5 protein-coding genes are annotated in these 25,287 nt (G+C 70.0%); 3 read left to right on the top strand and 2 right to left on the bottom strand.

Annotated elements, in window-relative coordinates; all coding sequences use genetic code 11:
* Positions 1-99: 99 nt before the first annotated feature.
* The 3 genes from ACLJO0_RS24515 to ACLJO0_RS24505 all read left to right on the top strand — a co-directional run bounded on the left by ACLJO0_RS24515 (position 100) and on the right by ACLJO0_RS24505 (position 21,704).
* Positions 100-20,799, top strand: a complete 20,700-nt coding sequence (locus ACLJO0_RS24515) for a hypothetical protein (protein ID WP_410580694.1) — start codon at positions 100-102, stop codon at positions 20,797-20,799.
* Positions 20,800-20,906: 107 nt separating this feature from the next.
* Positions 20,907-21,332, top strand: a complete 426-nt coding sequence (locus ACLJO0_RS24510) for a hypothetical protein (RefSeq protein ID WP_410580693.1) — start codon at positions 20,907-20,909, stop codon at positions 21,330-21,332.
* A 114-nt stretch (positions 21,333-21,446) separates the two neighbouring features.
* Positions 21,447-21,704 carry a hypothetical protein gene (locus ACLJO0_RS24505; protein WP_410580692.1) on the top strand — a complete coding sequence of 86 codons (258 nt, stop codon included), beginning with the start codon at positions 21,447-21,449 and terminating at the stop codon, positions 21,702-21,704.
* Between the two features lie 5 nt (positions 21,705-21,709).
* Here the strand turns inward: ACLJO0_RS24505 and ACLJO0_RS24500 are convergent, their stop codons facing one another.
* Positions 21,710-24,136: an ATP-binding protein gene (locus tag ACLJO0_RS24500; RefSeq protein ID WP_410580691.1), complete on the bottom strand. Its 2,427-nt coding sequence runs from the start codon at positions 24,134-24,136 to the stop codon at positions 21,710-21,712.
* Between the two features lie 156 nt (positions 24,137-24,292).
* The gene (locus ACLJO0_RS24495; RefSeq protein WP_410580690.1) at positions 24,293-25,273 is read right to left on the bottom strand and encodes a helix-turn-helix transcriptional regulator; all 981 of its coding nucleotides are present in this window, start codon (positions 25,271-25,273) and stop codon (positions 24,293-24,295) included.
* Positions 25,274-25,287: the final 14 nt, after the last annotated feature.

Here is a 25,287-nt window from a genome sequence, read left to right as displayed (position 1 = left end):
CACTGGTGCCGAGCCGGTCAAGTCTCCGGCGCGCTGGTCGCGGTGAACCGTTCTGGCACCGGGCCGCGTTGTCTCCGGTGAACCGGTCAGGAGGTGTCCGTGCCCATCAAGGTCGATCGTGGTGACTTCGGCGACGTGCCGGAGTGGGCGCGGACACTTCTCGAGATCCTCGGTGTTTCGTGGCCCGCCGCGAATCAGCACAAGTTCCGGCGGGCGGCGCAGGAATACGACACCGTCACGGAACTGCTGAACGAGCTTCCGGACGACATCGCCAGGGTCAAGCGGGCGATCGACGAGAAGCTGTCGATGCCCGAGGCGGGCGAGGCGTTCGACAAGAGCATGAAGCCGCTCACCGGCGGGTCACCGAACCTGCTGGGGGAGCTCGCCGAGGGAACGAAGGGTATCGCCGACGGCTGCCGCAAGATCGCGCTGGACGTCGAGTACACGAAGTTCTCCGCGATCGGCCAGCTTTTCCTGCTCGCCTACGAGATCGCGATGGAGTACGCCCTCGCCGTCGCCACCGGGGGCGCGTCGCTCGCGAACCTCACCTGGCACTACGCCCTCACCCGCGGCTACCTGCTCGTCCTGTTCAAAATGCTGGTGCGAGCCGTCGTGTTCGAGATGTTCGTCGGCATCACGGGTGGACTCATCATCGACGCCGCCGTGCAGCGCCTTCAGCGGGAACGCACCGAATGGGACGACGAAAGCACCAAGCAGACGGCGATCTCGGGGGCGATCGGTGGCCTGCTCGGCGGTGCCGTCGGTGAACTCGGGGAGAAGCTGGGCCGCAAGATCGGCGGCCTGCTTGGCAAGGACTTCGGCAAGATCGCCACCGACGACCTGCTGAAGCTCGTCAAGGATCTCAAACTTCCCAACGGGGACGCGCTCCCCGACAACTGGGTGCGTGATATCGGCCGGACGCTGACCGACCGGGCGGGCAAACAGTTCACCGATCCGGCGACCGCGTTCACGAAGCGGGCGATCGAGGGTTTCAGCGACGAGGTCGCCGACCGGTTCGTCACCGCGTTCGGCAAGACCCTCGGTGACGACGCCGCCCGGCAACTCGGCCGGGACTACGCACGCGCCTTCGTGGACAACTGGAGCAAACACGGCCTGGACGGCAGCGGCGCCTTCGACGACAGCCTGCGCAAGGTGCTCGCGCCGCACGGTGACGAGCTCGGCAAGGACGCCGTCGGCCTGCTCACCGGCAGCGTGCCGGATGTGCTGTCCCGCAACGCGACCGACCGGCTCGGGGGCAACCTCGCCGCCAAGGCCATGGAGTTCAGCACGGTCTTCCTCTTCGAAGGCGTTTCCGGCGTGATGAGCCAGGCGGCGATGGCCGCTCTCAACGGTGAGTCCGTGTCCGCCGCGGAATACGGGATGGGTTTCGTCGGTGGGGTGGTCGGCGGCGCGGTCAGTCACAAGATCGAGGGGATCGGGGAACGCGCGCTCGATTCGGCGGTCACGTCGATCAAGGAGAGCTTCACCGGCCAGACCGGCGGTCCGGTTTCCCCCGGCGGTCTTTCGGCGAATCCGCCTGCCGGAACGAACACCGGTACCGCCGCGCCGAACACCACGTCCACGTCCGACACCAGGTCCACTTCGGACGTCAAGTCCACTTCGGACACGAAGACCGTCTCGGAAGGCAAGTCCGCGCCGAAGTCCACATCGGACACCAAGTCGCCGCCGGAGGTCAAGACGAGCTCGACCGGCAAGACGGACGTCAAACCGGCGGAGCCGGAGACCGCGCCCGCCGTCGTGCAGACCTTGTCCGATGCCGGGGCGGTAGAGGACGCGCCCCCCGTGCGCACGGAGTCCGCGGCGTACGGCGAACAGCGGGAGGACGAGGAACGGCCGCAGACCCGTCCCGCTCCGCTGCGCACCACTTCGGAGGAGCAGGACGGCGGCTCGACTTCGGCCGCGGCCACCGAGTCCGTGCACGTCGAGCCGGCCGTGACCGAGACCGATCCGGCGCCCGCGATCGAACTGGACTTCGGCGAGCCGTTCGTGGAAGACCTCTTCAACGGCCTGGAATCGGACGTGACCCCCGCGCAAGGCCCGGCCACCACCGAAACCACTACCACCACTGAAACCACCACCGTCGAGACGGTCGAGAACGAGCAGGACCTGACGCGCGCGGATCTGCCGCCGTTCCTCGCCACCGGCCGGGCGCTCGGCTCGGCGCCGGTGCTGGAGGTCGCGGGGACGGACGCACTCCGCGACGAGCTGACCCGGCTGCTGCCCGGTGCCGGACCGGATCAGCTCGACGCGATCGAGGCCGCCGTCCACGACGATTTCGAATCCGCGCTCAGCGGACTGTATTTCCCGCTTCCCATGGGCAAAGGCTGGCGGGAGGTCCGGATCAGGGCCACCATCGGCGGTGACGTGGTCAGTGAGCCGAGGGAGAAGACCAAGGCGGATCTCACCGTTCAGGGCGGTACCGCCAACTCGGAGAACCTCGCCGTTCTCCGCGCCGGTGACCTCGGGGCGGCCTTGACCGTGCAGGCGCCGACCGGCCCGTATCTCACCGTCGGCGGCAAGGTGGCGCTCGCGGCGCCCGGTGCGACGCAGACCGACTCCGTGTCCACTTCGGACCAGCGGGCGATCCGGTCCGGCGAGGGTTCCCGCCGGGTCGGCCTGGCCGTCGAGTTCACCGTCAGTGTCCACGACCAGACCGGCGCCGAGGTCGGTCCGCCCGACGGCGAGGACCGGGCGAGGCCGGTTCCCGGACGGGTCGTCGTGCGGCTCCCCGACGACCTGGTCCGGATCGAGGCCCCGGCCGGGCTGACCGTGAAGGAGCTGAACGCCGACGTCGGGCGCGCACTCCGGGATCCGGTGCCCGAGGCGGTCACCGATCTCGCCGAGGTGTTCACCGGGACGGCGGGGCTGCTGCACCGGTCGGTCACCGCGTTCGGCGCCCCCGGCAGGGACGCGTTGCGCGCGTTCCTCGGCAACGCCGGTATCCGGGAGAACTTCGGCGCCATGCTGGACGGCTGGGTCAGCTCGCCGGCCCTGCTCAGCGCGGACGGCGGCGAAGTGGCGGCGGTGCGGATGAAGGCCGTACTGACCAAGGCCGAACTCGTCGGCCCCACCACGGGGGCACAGCTCCGGCTGCACGAGTCCACGACCACCAGCTCCGCCGTTTCCGCCTTCACCAAACGCGGGTTCGACGCCTCTGTCTCGTTCGGCGGCGGTGGCGGCGTCAAGGGCGCGAAGATCGCCGCCGGGGTCGGTGCCGGGTACTCCGCTCGGACGGTGGACACCGTCGTGTCCGGCCGGACCTCGACGGTGAAATCGGGTATCCAGCTCAAGGGCGACGTCGGCCTCTACCGGTTCGACGCCACGATCGCGGTGCAGGCACTGGACGGCAGGGAGACCACCACCACGGCGACGGTCTACGCCAGGTTGGGGATGGCCGAAGCCGCGGCACAGGGCCTGCCGGTCCCGGACGGCACCGGTGACGGGATCACGCCGCCGTCGACCGAGAAGTTCCCGCCCGCGCATCTCGCCGCGGGGCTCGCGGCGGGCAACGTGCGCGTCGGCGAATTCACCGGCGCCGAGGCGGTGCTGACGCAGATCCGCGGCAAACTCCAGGAGACGAGCCGGTACAAGGACTTGCTGCCCGGCTGGGACGACGAGAAGGGCGCGCGGGCGAACCGTGCGGGGGCGGCGCGGACCTTGGAGATGCTGGCCAACGAGCATCGGTTGCAGGCCACCTTGTCCCGGACGGCCTTGCGCAACCGGGTGGACGCGCTGCTGAGTTCCGGGGTGTCGGTGACGCTCAAACGCCAGGGGGCCCTCTGGCAGGACAACGTGACCATCACGGTCCGGTTGGAAACCAAGCGCCCCAAGCACATCGGCCGCGCGACGGGACGTGTGGTCCGCAACGCCACGACCACCGGTCCGGCGCTCGGCGCGTCCTCTGCGACGAACAAGGGCTGGACGGCCGGACCCGAGGGCAAGGTGACCCTCGGGGTGACCGGGACGGCCTCGGCGAAGTACGGCAGCGGCGTCGGCACCCGGACCGGCGCGGGGCCTGTCACCGACGCGACCGACCTCAACATCGGCAGCGCCGACTCGGAGGGTTTCGAGCACGAAGGCCGGTTCGTCGTCACCATCACCGGTTTCTCCCGGTTGAACGCGACGGTCCGGCAGATGCTGCCCGGACTGCCGGGTATCCAGGTGCCGGACGTCCAGCGGATCTGGACCACACCCGAGAAGCTGGAAGACGGGTCCGTCCCGCTTCCGGCGAACTTCACCCTGTGGATGTCGGACAGCCTGACCCTGCCCGCGGAAGCCGATCAGGTCGCGCCCGGCGAGCCGCGGGTCCGCGAGCTCGATCCGCCGCGATCGATCACCGGCTATTTCCAGGAGCTCGGGCCGCCCACCGTCGGGGACTGGATCGGTGTGGAGAGCATCGCCCACACCGGGCATGTCGGCTCGGCGGCGTTGGAAGCACTGGTGGAGGCGTCGGACGACGACCGGGCGCTCGCGCTGCCCGGCAGCGACGCCTGGACCAGCGTCCAGGCGATGCTCGGCACCGACAACATCAAGGCGGCGTTGCGGTCGTTCACCCGCGGTGTGGTCAGCGCCGATCTCGTGCATCCCCGGCGCATGGCGGACCGCGTGGGCAGGATCGGCGTCCACGCGAAGCTGAGTGAACCGGTCTTGGTCCGGATGGCCGACGACGCGGCCTCGGAACGGTCCACTTCGGGCGGGTTCCGGTTCGACGGCGGCACGAGCGAGAGCACGGGCCCGGTGATCACCGCGGGCGTGGCCGTCACCGGTTCGGTGAACGACGATCCCACCGGTTCGGCGACCGGCGGCCTGTCCGGCAAGCCGTGGGCGAAGACGACCACGAAGGCGGCCGGCCTCGACATCTCCGCGGTCGTGGACCGCAACCTGACCACCGCGGCCGGGACACCGCGGGTGCTGGCGCGGTTCGACCTCGACTTCACCGTGCTCGCCGAGGCACGGCAGCAGACCGCGCTGATCCGCCCGGACGCCAGGGTCGCCGCCCGTTCTGTCCACCTTCCCGGCGCGGTGCTGGTGTGGCTCACCGAAGACCAGGCACGGGAACACGGTCTCCTGCCGGCCAAGCCCACGGCTGCGCGGGAACGGGACGAGCGGCTCGTGGCGCCTTCGACGCTGCCGAAGGGGCGGCCGGGCACGCTGGGACTGGGCGCCGTCGAGCGGCTGCCCGACCTTTCCGATCTCGTGCCGAAGCTGGCCGCGGAGCTGGCCAAGGCCAAGATCCCGTTGCTGCCGGGCGTTTCCTTGAACGACGCGATGCACAACTGGGCGAGGCTGACCGGCCTTGTCTCGCCGGACGGCGTGCGGGGACTGGTGGACAGCGCGCTGGACGGTGGTATCCCACTGCACACGCATCTGCCGAAACTGTTCACCGACAGCGGTTACCAGCTCCTGCTGACCGCGAAGACACTGGGAGAGCCGGCTTTCCGCGAGGTGGTCAACGACGGCCGGACCATCGAACACAGCACCGTCCGCGCGGTCAGGACCATCCACACCGACAGCACGGCCAAAGCGTGGTCGGCCGCGGTGCGGGCCGGTGGGCAGGAGAAATACCAGGAATCCGGCGGTGACACGACGACTTCGGTCGGCGGCGCGGTCACCAGGGGGATCGGCGCGATCAAGGTGACCGGGACCACGGAGGTCCGCACCGAACAGGAAACGTGGCTGCGGACCGGGGCGGGGCCCGCCGCGCTGTTCGACGTGCCGATCGAGTTCACCCTCGATGTGCGGCGAGACGGCGAAACCGTCGCCTCGGCGGGTACGGGCGAGCGGATGCTCGGTATCCGGCTGGTCGCCGACAACCTGACCGCCGGCACCGGCCGAAAGGCGGACACCGGCGAGGACACCGAGCCGGATCGGCTGTCCGCGCGGGACGCCACCCCCGCCGCGCTGGCGAAGTGGCGGCAGGGGAGTGTCACCGAACTGCCGGACATGGCGTCGGTCGAATCCGTGCGCGCCGCGGCGCGGCTGCGCGACGTCGTGCGGGACGCGCTCACCAAAGCCGGGGCGGGCAGCGGGATCACCGGCTACGGCACCGGACCGGTCAACGCGCTCTGGTCGAGCCTGAGTCCTCAGGTGCTGCAGGCGTTCCTGCCAACCATGACGGTGAAAAGCCTGCCCGTGCCCGCCTTGCGCGAGGCGGCCGTCCTGCGGGGACGGCGGGCGGACGTCGAGGTGCACGCCCGGCTCGTGAAACCGCGGACGATCGCGCTGAGCGACAGCGTCAGTCTGGAGAACCCGAAGAACTCGACGGCGGCCAGCTCGGCGGAACGAAAGGTCGTCGAGGCGGGCGAGATGGGCATCACCGGACCGACGGTCACACCGGTCGACGAGAAGGGCAACGTCGGTGGCCTGATCACCGGCATCGACGCGCGGTGGACGAGCGAGCCCGCCGACACCACGGTCGACGGCACCACCGTGTCCGCCATCGCGAACCTGAAACCGGTCGGGCGGACCGCGCTGGTGCGCTTCGACGTCGACTACCGGATCGTGGTCAAGGTCGACGGCCGGACCGAGGTCGTGGATGTTTCGCTGCCCGCCTCGGCGGACGTGCGGATGCCGATCGAGGGGCTGGCGGACGTCACCGGTCAGAAGACGCCGCGCATTCTGAAGGCACGGCAGGGGAGGGTGGCCAGGACCGCGAAGGCGTGGCGGGACGCCGAGACCGGCGCGGAGGGCCACCGCCGCCAGGCCGGACGGCTGGCTGAGAAGCTCGGCGTCGGCGTCGACTGGAGTGCCACGGTCGACGCGGCCCGGATTCGCCGTCCCGGCCCGCTGGAGGAGCGGCACCACAAGTACGCCCGCGAGACCGAGAAAGCGTTGCGGGAGGCCGAAAGTCTCGCCGACGCCGCTCAGCTTCACCACGATCGGGTGGCTGCGGCCGCCGACGTGGCGATGGCCGGACTGGGGGCAAGGACCGTCGATCTCGACGACCTCGCCCGTGGCGCCGCCGACGCGGAGCGCGTCTTCCGGATGCGCTCCTCCGAACTGGCGGCGGCGCGCGGACGGGTGGACCTCGCCGAGGAGAACCAGGACCTCGCGGCGGCGCTGGACGACGTCCGGCGGCTGACCCGGGAACGGGCCGACGCGAAGATCCGGCGTGACCTGTTCCGCGAAGTACTGGCGGAACAACGGGAAACACTGGCCGCCGCCGAGGCCGAGGCGGTGGAAGCGAGGGAGCAGCAGGTCGCCGCGGCCGAGCAGGTGATCCGCACCCAGGCCGCGCTGCAGGCCGCGTGGCTCGATTTCGTGGACGGCAAACAGGACGCCTGGTGGCTGGCGAAGGGCGCGCTGGACGACGAATTCGCCCGGCTCGCGGCACCGCCGGGGTCGATCGAGGACGAGAAGTGGCGGCACAGCCGGGCCACCGACGCGCCCTGGTTCTCGGTGGCGGAGCCACTCGACCCCGCGCAGTGGGAGCCGTTGCGGGCGACCACGCCGAGACGGACGGTGGCCACCGAAACCGCCGACGTACTGACCACGCTCCTGTCCGAAAAGGACAAACGGTACGACGGCGTGATCCGGTACGGCGTCAGCCGCTTCAAGGTCGGCGAGCGCGGGGTCACCGAGTTCACCGTGCCGATCAACCTCGTCCCCGGTCGCGGCGTCACCGACGAGCAGCTCGCCCGGCTGCGGGAGCGCGCCACGGCCGGTGTCGAGAGGCTGATCAACAAACGCCACGGCCTGCCCAACGGTGACCAGCTGCACGTCCGGGTCGAGTTCACCGACGACCGGCTGACCGGCCGGGACGGCGATCCCCGGTACCGCGCGTACGACGTCGTCGCCGGTGACGACGAACGCACCACCCAGACCAGCTGGCGGTCCGACGCCACGCCGGAGGAACTGGCCCACGAGCTGCTGCACTACCTCGGCGCGGCCGACGAGGAGCACGACAAGGACCGGGTGTTCCTCAGCCGTGAGGACGACGGCACGACCGGCGTCGTCACCGGCGGCGAAAGCATCATGGGCAAGGGCGTGGTCACGCCCGGCATGACACCGAAACTGCTGCCCCGCCACACCTGGATGATCCAGCACGTCCTGCACAGCCAGCTGGGCCCCGGCCACCGCCTCACCGACCCCGGCCAGGACGTGCTGCCGGGGGTCCGGCCCGCCGCGGACGCCGGTCTGACGGACGCGCAGCGCATCAAGCTCGGCCAGGAGCGCAGGGAGGCCGTCAAGGTCGGCGGTGATACCCTCGCCGCGAACCTCGTCGAGGCGATCGCCCGGACGCTCGCGCCCGGTTCCCCGGACCGCCGGGCAGCACTGCGGGAACGGGCCGCGTCCCCGCGGCACGCCACCCCGGAGGAGATCGCGGTCGCGCTCGAGGTCCGGTTGCGGCTGCTGACCGAGGACGGAACGACCGTCGAGCTCGGCCCCGAACACGGCGAACCGGTTTCGGTGATCTTGTCGCCGTCGGCCGACTTCCTGGCCACGACGTCCGTTCCGGAGCACCCTGGGCTCACCACCGCGCAGCAGGAAACCCTCACCCGGCTCGGCAAGACGGTCGTGCCGGTGGGTGGGGAGCCGGTCACCGGGAACCTGATCGCCGCGGTGGCCGCCGCCGTCGCGCCCGGATCGTCGGTACGGCAGGCGGAACTGCGGCGGCTGGGCGCGACGCTGCGGAACACGACCGCGGCGAAGATCGCCGAGGCCTTCGGAGTCCGGCTGCATGTCGTGACCGAGAACGGGGACGACCTCGGGTACGGCGCGGCCGGGCCACGGCCGGTCCGGATCGTCCGGACGGCGGGCGGGGAGTACCTGGCCACTCGCGATTCGGAGGCCAGGGCGGCTTCGAGGCCCGCGCCGGACCAGCCGGGAACGCCCACGAGCGCGGCCGTCATCAAGCCGATGCTCGGCGCGGGTGGCAAAGTCGTCGGGATCGCCTTCCCCACCAAGAAAGGCGACGATGTGGTCGCTCGCATGTGGTCGGGCGCGACCGCCACCCGGCCCGTCGTCGAGTACAACAGCCTGAGCCCGAAGCCGGAAGGCGAGGAGACTCCGTCGAACGTCGAGGCGCCTGAAGCAGTGAGCCGTCCCGCTCCCTGGGCCGCGAAAGAGCTCGACAGGCAGCCGATCTTCCTCTACCTCCATTCCGGTCCCGACAGATTCCGGGTCAAGATCCCCGGACGTTTCCTCGCCCAGCGGATCACCGGTGCGGAGCTCGCCAAGAGTGCCTTCGAAAACCCGGAATTCCGGCAGGCGCTCGAGTCCCGGCCCGAAGCGCCGATCGTGTTGCTGGCCTGCGAATCCGGACAGCGGAACGAGCCCGGCGGAGGTGGCCACGACTTCCGCCGTGAGCTCAGGTCGCTTGGCCACCACCGGACGGTGTACGCGCCCACCGAGACGATCAACCTCGTCCACGCGCTGGCGGGCGTCAACGTGGACAAGCGCGGCGAATTCGTCGAGATCGCCGACCACCCCGACGACGGCACCGAGCCGGTCGCGGAGCCCGCCGTTCCGGCCGTCGGCACCGCGGTCACCTTCGCCAAGGGGGCACGCGTCCTGGACGACGACGCCCTCGCCGCGGTGGAGCGGTTCGCCGACTGGGCACCGGCGGCGGCCGAAGCGATGGTGAGGAGCGACGAATCGCTGCCGTCACCCTGGATCCAGGTCACGGGCGACGGCAACGCGAGGATCGGCCGGACCGAGACCGCCCTCGCCAGGGCGAACGCGGTGGCCGCCGCACTGCGGGCACGGCTGCCCGAGGCGGCCGGGGCGCCCCTGATGGTCAAACCGGTCGCCGCCGGCCCGGGCAGCCTTCCGCCGCTGGTGTCGAACGACCCCGCGGCCCGGCGGCGCTCGGTCACGATGGCGCTCGTCCGGACCGACGACGGTGACATCCGCTCGGAACTCGGGCTCCTGCCGGACGAGACGGTGACCTCCTGGCTGTCCAGGACGGCGGCGAGACTCGGCGTGGACCCGAAACCCTGGGCATCGTCCCCGCTGGTCGCCTATCTCGATCACCATCTGCCGCTGGACACGGCGCGGGAGAGGAACACCGTGCTGCGGTTGTCGGTCGACCCCGGCGACTCCGCGCCGCGGCTTTCCCAGCTCGTCGGCGCCCGTGGTCATGCCTGGGTCGAGTTCGTTCTGCCGAACGGCGACCGGGAGACCATCGGTTTCCACTCCGACGGCGACGGGAGCCCGGCGGTACGTCTCGGCGGCACCGGGCACACCGCGTCCGCGAGCTACGAGGTGTGGATCTCCGCGGAGGGCGCGCTACGGGCCCTCGAACATTCGTTGCGGAACCTGCGGACCCCGTACCGGGCCTTGTCGTTCAACTCCCTGCATTTCGCGGGCGGGCTGTTCGAACGCGCCACCGGTACACCCGCGCCGTCGGCCGGGTGGCTGATGACCGGGCCGGACGACCTCGGCAGGCGGTTGCGAGAGGCGGTCGGCGGCATCGCGGAGCTGGACGACGTCGAACTGCTCGAGCCCTACGCGAAGGTTTCGTTCGCTCCCGGCTCGGACGTCGTCGACCCGATCGCCTTCCGGGGCTTCGTCCGGGCTTTGGCCGAGGAACTGCTCACGCGGCCTGTCGCCGGACGGCGGATCGAGATCGTCGTGAAGCGCGGCCAGGACGAAGACCTGGCGAACCGCCGCGGAACGAACCTGGGAGCCGCGTTGCGGACCGCACTGGGCGCCGCGACGGACGAGCACGGCGTCGTTCTCGAATTCCGGCCGATCAAGGTCTCCTATCAGCAGGACGACACGGCGGCCGATTCGGCGATCGCCGGGTTCGTCGCCGCCGAACAGGGTGAAGGTGTCCTGCCGGGGCGATCGGTCCAGAACTGGTTGAACGACCAGGCCGCCCGATCGCAGGTGGTCCAGCAGCGGACCGTCGCGCAGTACTTCATGCGTACCGATCTCCCCGACGCTCTCGACCGGATGCGGCTGCTGAACCCGGACCGGCCGGCGTTCCGTTTCCAGGTGAAAACCCGGCACCGGGATCTGCGCGCCCAGTACTCCGGCCACGCGTGGATCGAGATCCACGACGCTTTCGGCGGTGGAACACTCATCGATTTCGCGCCGGAGAATCCTCCTTCGCCGCAGTGGGCGACAGTGCCGGGCACGGTCCATGTCGGTCCCGCGCGGGAGAAACCCACCACGTACACCGCGGAGTACCTGGCGAGCGCGAACGACGTCATCCGGGGACTGGAGCGGGTGCTCGCCCTCTCCGGCAGGCAGTACAAGCTCACGAGCCACAACTGCACGACCTTCGTGCAGGACGTGTACTCCGCGGTCCTCGGCGCGCCCGCTCCCCGTGCGGGCCGCTGGGTCCAGGGACCGACGGACCTCGAGCGCACGCTCCGGACCGGCGCGTCGCACATCACGGTCCGCCCGTCCGACGCGGCCTTCCCGACCGGCCCTGTCCCGGACGCTCCGCCGCGTCGTGCCGCACCCGTACCGGCCACGGACATCGCGGCGGGCTATCGCGAGACCACCGCGAGCCTTCCGTGTTTCCGCTTGTCGGACAGGGATTTCGACATCGCTCTCGCCGAGTTCTCCCGGCTGGTGGGCACCGGCGACCTCAGGTCGGTGTCCGATCTCGAGCTTCCGCTGGGCAGCCTGGACAGCGCGCTCGGGGAACTGGAGTCCCGGGCGCGGGACGCGGAGACCACTGAGGAGAAGTCACGGCTTCGGCTGCTCTCGCGGCAGGTGCGGGCGTTGGCCAACGACGCCGTCCTGCTCGCGGGCCTGGCACCGACCCGCGACACGGTCTTGGCGCCGGTCACGCCGCAAAGGCTGCGGCGCGCGTTGTCCGACGTCGCCGCGATCGTCCACAGTGGACAGGATCCGTTCACCGCGGAGGATTCGCCGTGGCGGGGTCTCGACTACGACCGGAACGCCCCGTTGCCGCGCAGGCTGGTCGAACTCGTCCTGATGGACACACCGCCGGTCGTGGTCGAAAGCCTGCGTGAAGACCCGCTCTTCCAACACCTCATGCGTGATCCGGAGGCATTGGCCGACGCCCTGTTCACCGCCTCCGGCGGATTCGAGCAGGCCTTGGCGGCAGCCGAAGCGGACGAGAACGCCGTCCCGCCGTCGGCGACGCAGGACCGGCTACACCGCGAGATCGCCCGCCGGGCACCCGACGCCTCGCCCGAAGACCTGACAGCGCTCGTCCGCCAGGCGATGGCGCTGCTGCTCGCCGCCCCGGTGCCCGCGGATCCGAAAGCACGCCTCGCCGTCGGTGGATCTCCGCGTTCGGTCATCCGTCCGGCGGGGCGGCCGTGGACACGCGACGGTGCGACGCGGGATTGGTGGCGGGCGGCGGATCCGGCGGTGACCGTCGAGCACCGGGTCGCGAATCCGGTGACCAGGACGGATATCGGACCGGAGCATCGGGAGACCCCGCCGGTGCCCGTCCGGTCCGAAGACGGCGGGCTGAGCCGGTCGGGACGGCCGTGGCAGGCGACGATCGGCTACGACCTGCGCCGGTTCACGGTCGAACGCGACGGCCACGATCCCGCCCCGGTCCGGCTGCACACCGTCCGGCTGCGGCTGGACGACACTCGACTGTCCGAAGTGGACATGGTGGCGTTCCGGGCCAGGGTCGAATCCGGGGTGGACAGGTACTACAACCAGGGCTATCGGCTGCCCGGGGGCGAGCAGCTGCTGGTCGAGGTCGAGTTCACCGACCGCGACGACGCGCACGGCGTGGTCTTCGTGACCGCCTCCGGCACCTCGGTAGACCAGCGGCACTGGCCTTCGGACGGGACCGAGGTCGAGTTCGCGCACGAACTCGGGCATTTCCTGGGTCTGTACGACGAATACTTCCTCGGTTCGGACGACGCGCCCGTCTTCCAGCACGCCGTCGGCGCGGGCCGCGTCGCGACCGGTCCCGGCCTGATGACCGCCACCGCGATCACCGGAGACGTCGTCCTCGAACCGCGCGATCTCCAGCTGCTCGCGGACCGCACCCACGCGCTCGTCGGAGACGACCCCCGGCCGGATCCGCGGCCGCCTCGCGGTACCGAACACGAACCGGGTTACCTCGCCTCCGAGGCGGACGAGCAGGAGTTCCGTTCCCACGACGAGATGGCCGGATACCTGCGTCAGGCCGCCGAAGTGCTGAAGGAGAGCCCGCATCTGGCGCCGGTGGGAGAAGCGGAGCTGGCCGCGATCCGCGCGTACAGCCACTCGCATTCCCCGGACATCGACAACCACCTGAAGAACGGGACAGGTCCGGCATACGCGGCGTCGTTGTCCCGGCTGCTGGCCTCCGCGGTGACCCGCTTCCCGGCTCGCCACACCGGGCGCGCGACCAGGGCCATGGACCTGACGGTCGCGGCGGGCAAGGAGATGTTCAAGGCGGAGCAGCGGTTCACCGACCGGAGCTTCTTCCGCGCCATGCAGGACGACGGCGTTTTCGACAAGACCCGGAAGGTGATCGTCAGCGCACAGGTCCACGACGCCGCCTATATCCAGTCGGCGTCCGTGCGTCCCGGAGAACGGGAGATCCTGCTCCCGCCGGGAACCACGTTCGAAGTGCTCACGGTCGAAGAGGCGGACGGCAAGCTCCACGTGACGGTGCGCCAGGTCGGTACCACGCCCACCCGGATCGGCACACCGTTCACCGGATTCCCCGGCGACGGCCCGGCAGCGGACGTCTTCGACGACAGGCTCATGCTGAGCAAGGTGGTCAGGGAGGCGCGCGAGCTGGCGCCGGACCTGGCGAGCCGTGACACGCGTGCGCATCGCGACAAGATCGTGTCCGCCACAAGGCATGCCCTGCGCGATGCCGGGGAGCGGAGCCGGATCACGGTGAACACGTGGCGGTCGGCCGCGGAGCTGGACGCGTTCCGGAAGGGTGGCTTCGTCACCGAACCGACGGTGCTGGTCGAGGGGGGCGAGCCGGGCAACGTCGAGTTCGTCATCGACGACGCCTTCGCCGTGACCGTGGACGGCACCCGGATCCTGCCGCCGAACAGGACTTTCGAGGTCATCGAGGTCAGCAGAGCGGCCGAGTGGCACGGGCCGTCGGTGATCCATTTGCGTCAGGTCGACCCATACTCGGTGGCCGGCCGGCCCGGGGCGGGTCCGGCCGCCGGGCTGCTCGCCGAGGCGGGTGTCGAGTTCACCCTGCCGAGGCTGGCCGCGACGCGGGCGCTGATCGACGTGGCACGCGCCGACCTGTGCTTGTCCGAGCAGGCCACGATCACCTTGGACCACCTCGAGCTGACCGCGGCCAGGCTCGGCTGGACCAGCGGTCTCACGGAGGTGCTCGCGCACATCGAGACCATCAGAGGCGGCGTGACGGCGGACGCGGTCCGCAGACCGACGGACGAAGACACCGTGGTCGCGGCGAGCCCGGCCGCCGGGACCGTCCCGCTCGAAGGAAATCGCGGGATCAGGCTGGACGACCCTCGGCTGGCAGGAGTCCTCGGCGGCTACCCGGCGGATGACAGGTTCTTCACCTTCCTCGCGCACGGTGGTCCGGACGGCGCACCGGTGCACGGCGAATCCGAGACCGGGAGTACGTCGCTCACCCCGGCGGAAGTGGCCGCGACGTTGGCGCGTGCCAAGGACGAGGGCCGGTGGGACGGCGTGAAGCCGTTGATGTTCGCGTCGTGCGGAGCCGGCAGCGGTGGCCGTAAGTCGTTCGCGGCCCAGGTGCTGGCCGAACTGCGGAGGACGGGTATCGACGTGGAGGCCGTCGCTCCCGACGGTCCGGTGTACTTCGTGCCCGACGCGGCCGATCCGGCCGGAACGGGCCACCTCGTGGTGACCGGGCAAGTGGGGGTCGACACGGCGGGGCGCGCGGTGGTGGCGCCGAACGGGAACTGGGTGCGGCTCACCGGCTCGATGGGCGGGGCGGACCCGATCGGCGCGCACATCGTGGTGGAGGAAGGGGAAACCCGGCGTACGGACGATCTCCCGCCCGGCTATGCCGCCGGTCTGCCCGTGGCCGACCTGGACGGGGCGACACGGCTTTTCGACGAGGGACGACAGGACGCCGAGACCGCGCGGCGCGACTCGTCCGCCCGCCGCCGGTTGACGGCGGCGCAGCGGAACGCGCTGGCCATCGCCGCGGAGCGCGGAGAACGCCTCCACGAGGCCGACCGCGCGGCCGCGATCGAACGTATCCGCGAGCTGAACACCAGAGCGGGGACGCGCTACCCGGTCGGGGACCCGGTCGCCTTGGGCCTGCTCCTGGACTCCGCGCATTGGCACCTGCAGTCGATGGCCCTCGTGCGCAACGTCGACCTCGCGCGCGCGCCGGCGGGTATGCCGAAGGACCCGGATGGGCATACGCCCACCTGGGCGGAGTTCTTGACCGCTCGTGAACGGTTCCCCACGTACTGGGAGACGGGGCTCACGACGGGGACGCCGTTCCGCGCCGGTCGTGGCTGGGTCGAGGAACGACTCGGCTACGCGGACGTGCTGAACCGGGTCAAGGGTGATCCGGCGATACCCGGCGACCGAACCGCGGACTTCGCCCCGACCGCTCCCGGCGAGATGCCGCTTTACGCCGCTTTGAACTCATCGCTCCAGAAGGGTGGCGCCTATCCCTACGGCACCACCGTGATGTACCTGAAAGAGGAGGTGCGAGAGCGTTCGACGTTCACACCGAGGGACAGTGCCGCCGAGGGACTCCGGGGCGTCGAGTCGGCCACTGACGGCCAACACCTGTTCGGGTTGCTGGCGCACGGCCACGAGGACACCGTGCGGCTCGCCCTTGGCGGCATCACCGACTTCAAATACGACCGCGAGCTTCGCAGGGAAGTCGAAGAGACCGGCTTCGCGGCGGTCGGAAATTATTTCGAGGCGCAGATCCACGGCGGTCTTTCGTGGAAGGACCTGTCCAAGGTGGTGGTCAACTGGGGCGACCTCTACGGACGAGCCGCGAAGAACACGACCAGGGCCGAAGCGGACGACCTCGTCACGTACCTCGAGACGTTCAAAAGGAAGGAGGGCCACGATTTCGACGTGATCCTCGGCAGGGAGATCGGCAGGCCCGGCGGGATGGAGACGGCCGGGAGCGAACGTCTGCTCGCCCTGTTCGGCATCTTCACGCCCGCCCCCGGTGACCAGGAGATCCTCTCGGCGCTCGACCGGCTCGCCAAACCGGCGCCGTTCTCCAGCCGGGCCTCCGAGGCGGAAATGCTCGACCTCGCGGCGCGTGCGGGTATGGACATCGATTCCCCCGAAAAAGCGCTGGAGGAACTCTGGGAGCTCGCCAAGTCGGCGCCGCTGGACGGAGGGCTTCCGGCCCTGCGGGAGAAGCTGGGGCTTCCGGCGGCCGGTGAGCCCGCCGAAGCGGTGAAGGACCTCGGTGGTGATCGCGTCTGGCTCGACGATCCGTCCCTGACCGATGAACAGCGGGCCGCGTTCGAGTCCGCCGCGCGTCGCGTCCGGCCGAGTGACACCTACTTCACCTTCGTGGTGCACAACACCGGCTCGGACGGCGCCTCGATCGGATGGAACGGCACGCGGATCTCCGGTGCCGCACTGGGCGGGTCGCTGCTCCGGCTCAGGGAACGCGGGATGTGGGACGGCAGGAAGCCGGTGAGGCTGGTGTCGTGCCGGGCGGCGGACGGCGGGGCGGATTCGGTCGCCGCCGGAATCGCGAAGGAGCTCCTGCGGCACAACGAAGAGACCGGCGACGATGTGCACGTCGAGTTGTACGCGTCGACCGGTCAGGTGTGGTTCGTTCCGTCGCCCGCCGATCCGGACGCGGAAACCGGAGAACTGGTCGTCGCCTCGACGGTGGGAATGACCGAGTACGGCCCGGCCTTCGTGCGACAGGGCCATTGGACGGTGTTCACCCCGTCCGAAGACGGCGGCGTCGAGGCCGTGGCCAAGGGGGCGTATCTGCCGGAGAGGGACGAACCGGCCGACGTCCCGTTCGGACTGGAATCCGGACCCGGGGAGCCCGAGCCGGCCCCCGGAACTCTCGGTGCGCTGGCTTTCGGTAACCAGCTCAGCCGTCCGCCCGGACAGCAGGAGCCGGCCGGGGCACTGACGGACGACGTCGACTCCGCCTTGGTGCGGGACGAGATCTACTTCGCCGAGAGGAGCAGGGAGCTCGACGCGGACGCCCTGGCGACGATCGACCGGATCGCGCGACAGGTGGCCGAGAACGCGGTGCGGCAGCACGAGCGTGGGCTGCCCGTTCCGGTGGTGAACGTCGCGGGGTTCGGCAACGGAGCCTTGCTGGGGACAGGGCAGGCTGTGCGGTCGGGGGACGCGCGTGCCGAGGCGACGGTGAAGTCGTTGCGCGCCGCCGTCGGTCGTGAGCTGGCGAGGCTGCGGGCCGACGCCGGAGTGCTGCCCGCGCACAATGTTCAGGCCGTTCCCGAACCGGACGGGAGCCCGGCGCGGCGGGCCCGTCGGCGTGCCGTGATCACGGTGGATCTCCGGCCGGCGTGGACGTCGCCGGAACCGCCAGTGATCGGTCTGGACCCCGAGGACGGGCGAGGCTCCGATATCCAGGCTGAGCTCGAGTCCGAACACCCTGACCTGTGGCCCGCCGAAACCCGGGACGAAACCCGGTCCGCCGAGGACTCTTCGCTGTCCACTTCGGACGATGACGCGCTCGACCTGGTGGACGCGGAGGACCGGGACGACAGTGGCGCCGTGAAGGTCTACGACGGCCTCGCGTCCGGAGTAGCGGTCGAATTCGCGGAAGGTTCGGACGAGCTGGACTTGACGGGCGCACAACAGGGCGAGTTGCGCCGGATCGTGGGGCGGGTGGCCGACTGGGTCCAGGAGCACCGGCTGCGGCCCGACCTGGTGGTGGCGCCACCGCCGATCGAGATGTCGAGCCTTCCGTCCGGCGACGAAGATCTCGATGAGCTTCGCTACCAGGCTTTGGAGTCGGCGTTGCAAGAGCTGATCGGCGAGGAGGTCTTCGGCAGGGAAGATTTGACCGAGAACGAGCAGCTGGATCTCGCCGGAGAGATCGTCATCTCCACCGGCACCGCGTCCGCGGCCGAGCCTGGGCAGTACTGGATCCGGGTCGACGATATGCCGACGGCGCATCTTCGTGCTCCCAAGCCACAGCCTGTCGTGACAACGTCGTACCGGTTCGAAAAGGGTGCGGACGCGCTGGGTGACCCGGTCTTCAGTCACCCGTCCGGATATGTCCTGCGGGAAACGGACAGGTCGGCTCCCTTTTCGGTGCCTTTCCAGGAGAAGGTGACCGCTGACGATATTCCTGTGCTGATCTCCGCTGATGTTTCGATCGCTGTCGGCTATCCCAAGCAGTCGGCTCAGGAGTTCTTCGCCGTCCCCGAAGTCATCGCGAATTCCCGAGCGGCGCTGCTGAAGGCCAACAGCAACATCAAGCTCGTCGTGCACGATGTCGTGCTGGTCATCGAGCGCGACGGAGCCGAGCACAGGCTGAACAGGGTGACGGTCGAATTCTGGGACAAGCCCTCCGAAATCTGCCGTGACATGGCGCAGGAGATCTTGGGTGGCCTGCCGGACAGGGCCGTCTTCAGGGACGCGCGGGGACTGGCCGCCGCGGGAAACCTGGATTCCACCAACGGCGTCGAGGTGACGGGTACTCGCACGCTCGCCGAGGCACTCGCGGAGCTGGCGGATGGCGAGCCGGGAGAACTCGACTCGGTCGAACCGCGGTGGGCGGTGACTCAGGTGGCCAAGGACACCCGGCCTACCGGAGGCGGGCCGGGTGCACCACGGCCGGGACGCGAGTACGGCGGTGCGATGAGCTATCGCCCGACGAACGCGGCTCGCCGGGCGAAGATGGGACGGCTGGCACGGAAGACCGGCGTCAACGAGTATGCCTGGCCGTCGGTCGGGGAGGCGTACTGCGGCAACTCCATGCCCTATGACGACGACGAGGGCTTCGTGTCCATGGACGTCGACTTCGCGAAGGGCGGGGTGTCCACCCAAAAGTCGTGGGGTTATCACTTCTCCGCGGTGGTCGCGACGAGTCTGGACGGCCAATGGAACATGGCTCTGGAGAACACGCCGCGGACCAGCGGCCGGACCCGCGTGATCGATGGTGCGATCGCACAGGCCCTCGATGAGAACAGCGGGAATTGGGACGCGATCGAAGCGGAACTGGCCGATGCGCTGCGGAGAGCGAAGGAGAACGAAGACTCGAACGCCATCAGAAATGTCGAATTGAGGCTGTATGCGGCGCGGAAGTTCAAGGAGCTGGCCGAACTCCGAGCGGTGCACGGACCCGATGACCTTCGTGTCGAAAACGCCTTGAACCAGGTTCGTGGCGCCGTCTACAACCTCGCTATTTGGCCGAAAGAGCGTGACCTTTGGTATTTCCACGCGTACGGCAAAAGGCTGGGCGACACCTTTCACGAGGCTATGGCGGCATACCACCTCCCGAATGTCGTCGGTTTGCCGAATACGCTCACCGTCGTCGTCTCGGCCGGTCAAGGCCCGGCCACCGACTGGTCCGCTCACGTTTCTTTCGACGAGGGGTCGGCTGTGCCGCGAGAGTCCGACGCGCAGACGTTCGCCTCTGTCGCGACCAGGGTGGCGAAGGCCGCGCTTTGGCTGCACGACAACCATCTTCCGCTGCCGGTGGTGACCGTGACCGGGTACGGCAACGGCCGGTCGATCGCGCCTGGCCAGGCGATCAAGAAGGGGGAGCGACGCGCCGGCGCCGTCCGGGACCGGATGGTGCTGGAGATCGGTGAAGAGCTGGCCCGCCTTCAGGGGGAAGACCAGATCGTCAAGGTGGCGCAGGAGAACGACCCGGTCGCTGACGGCGTTCCGGCGATCCGTGTGGCGGCGCGGTCGCAGGGGCGTGACCTCGCCGGCGCACCGGACGATCCGCGAGCGACGCCGGAAGAACGTCGTCGCCGGGCGGTCATCACGGTGCGGCCGGATCAGACCGCGCGGGGAGACCGGCTCCCGGTCGACGGGGCCGATGGTGTGACGCGGACGCCTGCGACCGAGTCGACGACGGCCCGGGTCTTCAACGATGTCGCGACCGCCTTCGAGGTGAATCTGTTCGAGCTCGAGATGCGGACGATGGATCCGTTCCCGGTGTTGTTCTCGGCTTTCGAGCAGGACCCGAACACGCCGGTGGCCGAGATCTATCGTTCGTTCGCCGACGGTGACCTCACGGGTGTGTGCGGTCAGACGGCCAATCTGTTGTTCGATCTGGCGCACGATCCGGTCGATACACCGGTGGAAGTGACCGTGTCCGGACTGGCGGACGTGCTCAACGGTGGCGAGGACGTCGGCGTGTGGGTGAGCACGGGGTCGACACACGCGTTCTACCTGGAGCTGCGAGGTGACCAGGCGACCCTGCATCAGAGCTATTTCGGCCAGTACGGTCTCGCAGGCAGTTTCGGCGCTCGCCGGTCTTATCCGCGAACGGAGCTGGCGGTCCGGCTGTGTTCGGTGCTCGCCGGATACCAGGGCGGCGGCCTGCCGGACGCGCAGGAGAAGGACCTGTTCGGCGGGAGGTTGCTGGAACCCGCCCGGCGCGACGAGTACGAGCGGAACGACTGGCGGGTGTTCCGGATCAAGGTCGCTCCGTTCCGCACGGAAGAGCGGCAAGCGGCGAGCTTGACCACGATGGTCGCCGGACGGCATCAGCTGTGGAACGAGGTCAAGGACTCGTCGCAGACCGTCGCCCAGTATTTGGGTATGGACATATCGGAGTCCGGCCAGGACGACGGCACACCGGCCCATCCGGTGGAGGAGCAGGCCGAAACCTCGGCGGCGGACAGCATCTTCGAGGCGCTCGTGCCCGCGGCGACCGAACCCGAGCCTCCGGCCCACGGTGACGACCGGTTCGAGGAGTTCCCGGAGCGGGACTGACCGAGAGGAACCGGCGGGCGTTTCTGCCACCGTTCCTGCCTGGCGCGCGGTGATCCGGTGCGGTGTGCTGACGTGGCGAATCCATGCCCGTCAGCAGGAGGTACCCGGTGACCACAGCGGAAGAGTTCACCCTGGCCAGGGTGTTCGACGTCGTCGACCCCGAAACGGGCCCCGGGTTCGCGCCCGGCCATCCGCTGATCGAGGACCCGGAGGAACTGCGGGCGCTCGTCACGTATCTGGCCAGTGGCACGCCGGTCCTGGTCACGCCGTCCTTGCTGGACGACGTCGTCGACTCGGACCGGACCGCGGTCGTGCCGTCGAACTTCCTCACCGACGGGCAGTGGATCTGGACCGACACCGTCACCTACTACCTGGAGCGCCACGGGTTGGCACCGGAGCCGGAGCTGCTCGGCCACATTCGGGCACGGGGGCGGTCCGCGGAGCCGGTGCCGCCGGAAGTCGTCCGGCGCGCGGCAGGTTTCGTGCTGGAGCCGCCGGGTGCCGCACGGACAGCGGTGTGGAGCGCGGGCTGACCCGGCGGGACTTTCCTTCCGGTTCTTCTGCTGGTGGTTGTTCATGGTGACCGGGACGAGGGTGCCGTTTACTGATTCCAGAGTCGCAGAACCGCTCAACACCAAGGAGTTGACGTGTCGCTACGAATCCAGGGTTTCCGAGGCCGCCCCGCTCGGTCCGAAGAGGACATGGTCGCCGTATACGTCTCCCGCGACGACATCCGTGACCTGGAAGCGGGTGAGCTCGGCGGCCGGATCGCCGCGGCCGCCGGGGTGCCGAAGGCAGGCGGGTCCGCGGCCATCGCCGAATTCGAACCCGCGCCCCGCTACACCATCCAGGACGTCCTGCTCGGGCACATCACCTGGGAGGAACTGACCCGCACCTCCGCCTGACCGGGCTACGAGGCGTCGAGGCGTTCGGCCAGCTTCTCCCGGAGCCTGCTGCCCTCGGAGCGGCCGAGCCGGTCGCACAGGGCCATCGCGCGCTCCCGGTCGCCGCGTGCCGACGCCGGATCGCCCGCCTTCTCGGACCGGGCCGCCTTGTCGCAGAGCGTGTCGATCTGAGCCTGTGTCATCCCGATGCGTTCGTAGAGTTCTTCGGCCTCGTTCAAGTGGCGGCGCGCGTTCGCGTGGTCGCCCACCAACCCTCCGATGGCCTGGAGCGCGCGGGCCTGACCCATGGTCGCGCCGTGGCGACGGAACAGCTCGAGCGCTGTTTCACAGTAGATGAGTGCGCGATCGGACGAGTCGAGCGCGGTCAGGTTCTGCGCCGAGCGCAGCAGCAGGTACGCGTAGTTGGTGTCGTCCACGGGAGTGCGCGAGCCGCCGTGTTCCCGCGCGAAGTAATCGACGCAGGCGTCGAACTCTTCGGCGGCGTCGGCGAACCGGCCGTTCCGGTACAAGTACGACGCCAGCATCCCCCGTGCCATATGGACCCCGAGGGGATAGCCCGCGTCTTCGAACAGGCGCACCGCCTCGTCGAACAACTCCGGCGACGTGGTGCGGGCGGCGTCGCGGGCATGGGCGCTCATCAGGTACAACCGAGCCCAGCCCTGCTCGCGGCGATCACCCGCCTGCACCGCGGCTTCCCACGCCCGCCGGGCCATCTCGCCGGACTCTTCGGCCTGGTCGCACAGGGTGGCCAGCACCCAGGACAGGTAGTTCCGATGGACGGCCTCGTCCCGTTTGCTGCCGAGCGCGATGGCCGAAGCCATGGCGAGTTCGAACACGTCGTACCAGGTGCTCGCGGTCCCGCCGATCTCGGAGTACCAGTGCATGGACTCGGCGAGGTCGAGGACCGGCTGGTGGTCGCCGCGCGCGGCGACGCTTTTGACGGCGGCGAGCCAATTCTTCAGTTCGACCTCGAGCCACCTGCCCGCTCCGGAGTGATCGGCGAACGACGGGGTCGCGACCGGGAGAGGGCTGACCCCGTCGGTCGGATGGAAGTAGCGGCCCGCCGCCGTCGCGGTGGACACCAGCCAATCGGCCAGCCGGTGCTCCGCGGCCTCGACGGCTTCGGGGGTTTCCTCCCTGTTGAGCCGTTCGGTCGCGAAGACCCGGAGGAGGTCGTGGAACTGGTACCGGCCGTTCTCCTGCGACGTCTGCAACAGGCTCGCGTCGGCCAGTTCCTCCAGGAAGACGGCGTCGTCCTCGTCGGCGGCTTCGATGAGCGTCATCGCGGCCTCCAGCGAGAAGTCCGCCGCCGGGACGAGCGACAGCCGCCGGAACACCGCGGCGGCGTTCGGGCTGAGCTGGCGGTACGACAGTTCGAACACGCTGCGCACGTCGAGATCGCCGGCGGTCAGCGTGGTCAGCCGCCTGTTGCGGTCCCGGAGCTGGTCCACCAGCCGCGACAGCGGCCAGGTGGGGCGGCTCGCCAGCCGGTTGCCCGCGATGCGCAGTGCCAGCGGCAGCCGCCCGCACAGTTCGACCAGTTCGAGCGCCGCCTGCCGCTCCGACGCGACCCGGCCCGCCCCGATGATGGTCGACAGCAAGGAGACCGCGTCGTCTTCGTCGAATACGTCGAGGGGGAGCCTGCTCGCGCCCTCCAGCCCCACCAGCATCTGACGGCTGGTGATCAGGGTGAGACACCGCGGTCCGCCGACGAGGAGCGGACGGACCTGGGCCTCGTCGGCCGCGTCGTCGAGGACGATCAGGGTGGCCCGGTCCCGCAGGAGGGAGCGGCACAGGTTCACCCGGTCCTCCGGGTCGGCCGGGATGCGGACGGCGTCCACGCCCAGCGAGCGCAGGATCAGGTGCAGCACGTCCGCCGGGGTCGTCGGCCCGGCGGACGTCCCGCGCAGCTTCAGGAAGAGCCTGCCGTCGGGGAAGTCCTCGGCGAGATTGTGCGCCGCGCGGACCACGAGGGTGGTCTTGCCGGTGCCGGGCGGTCCGCTCAGGATCGCGACCCGCCCCGCCCGGCGGCGGCCACCTCGCAGGTCGGCCGAGAGGGCGCGCAACGCCGCGAGATCGGTTTCGCGTCCGGTGAGGTCGTCGACGTCCGTCGGCAGAACGCCGATCAGCGGTGATTCGCGGATCCCGGCCGTCACGGGCGCGGGTGCGGCGATCGGCTGGACGCGGCCCTGCCTGGCGACCTTCTGCAGGGTGGTCAGCTCGTCATCGGTCAGGGACAGCGGCGCGGCGAGCGCTTCGATCGTCCGGCGTTGCGGGCTCTTGGCGATCCCGCGCTCCATGTCGCTGATGGCACGGACGCTCACCCCCGATCCCTCGGCGAGGTCCTCCTGCGTGAGGTTCGCGCGAACGCGGTAACCCTTCAGCAGCGCCTTGAAAGTCGTGGCTGCCTTTCCCCGGGCGGCGTTCGTCATGGGCCGAATTATCCACCTCCGCCCGGTGGGCTCAACTTGACCTTCGTCTCACGAGCGCGGCCGCACTCGGAAGACTACGGCCGCGAGAACACAGTGTTGACAACGGGTTTCGCGCTCGGGCCGCGTGAGTGGGTCGTTCTCGAGAGGTAAGGCGCCCTAGGGTGAGGACGGCTCTTCGTAGCGGCTGGTGATGGCGGCGGCGCGGTCGCGCAGGGAGACCCGCAACCAAGGCGGGGCCAGGGCTTCCGCGTCCGTGGAGAGCTGCCACAACGCCCATTCGGCGTGGCGCGCGTCCTGGAACGTCACCTCCAGCCGCAGCCTGCCGTCCTCGTCGGTTTCCTCGGCGAGGATGGCCAGCGCGGTGCCCACGAGCTCTTCCCGTCGCCCCGGGGCGACGCGCACCTGCACGGCGACCTGGTCCCCGCCGGTCCGGAACCGCGTGCTGCGTTCCTGCCAGGCCCGGTCCAGATCGACCCGGTCCGGTCGTTGCGCCGGTTCGGGGAGTTCCTCGGCGGCCCGCAGCCGGGACAGCCGGTAGGTGCGGTCCTCACCGGATCTCGTGGCCAGCAGGTAACCCCGGTCCCGGACGGTGACCAGCCCGATCGGGTCCACCGTGCGCCACTGCGCCGCCCGCCCCGTCGGCGCGTAATGGATGCGCAGCTTGTGCCCGGCGAACACCGCCCGCCGGACCTCGGTCACGATCGCGTCGGACACCTCCTCGGCGGCCTCGCGGCGGGAGAGGAGGTCGATCTCCGGGTCGACGAGCAGCCGCCTGGCCGCGCCCGCCGCGGTGTCCCGCTGGCTTTCCGGCAGCGCGTCGATCACCTTGAGCATGGCCGAGGCGAGGGCCGAGCCGAGGCCGAACGCCTGCGCGCCGCGTCGTGATCCGGCGATCAGCAGCGCGAGCGCCTCGTCGTGGTTCAGCCCGGTGAGTTCGGTCTGGAAACCGGGCAGCAAAGCGAAACCGCCGTGCCTGCCGCGTTCGGCGTAGACCGGGACACCCGCCGCGGACAACGCCTCGATGTCGCGCAGCACGGTGCGGGTGGAGACCTCCAGCTCGCGGGCGAGCGTGGTCGCGGACAGCCGGCCGCGGTGCCGCAGCAGCAACACCAGCGAGACCAGCCGGTCGGCACGCATGGGAAAACTCTAGC

It is taken from the genome of Amycolatopsis sp. lyj-108 (assembly GCF_046549005.1).
Taxonomy (GTDB): Bacteria; Actinomycetota; Actinomycetes; order Mycobacteriales; family Pseudonocardiaceae; genus Amycolatopsis.
Note: the sequence above shows the minus strand (reverse complement) of the source record. Positions and strands in the feature narration are given on the sequence as shown.

Excerpts from the sequence above, each read along its gene's own strand:
- ACLJO0_RS24500 (WP_410580691.1), bottom strand. The coding sequence starts at position 24,136 with ATGACGAACGCCGCCCGGGGAAAGGCAGCCACGACTTTCAAGGCGCTG.
- ACLJO0_RS24495 (WP_410580690.1), bottom strand. The coding sequence starts at position 25,273 with ATGCGTGCCGACCGGCTGGTCTCGCTGGTGTTGCTGCTGCGGCACCGC.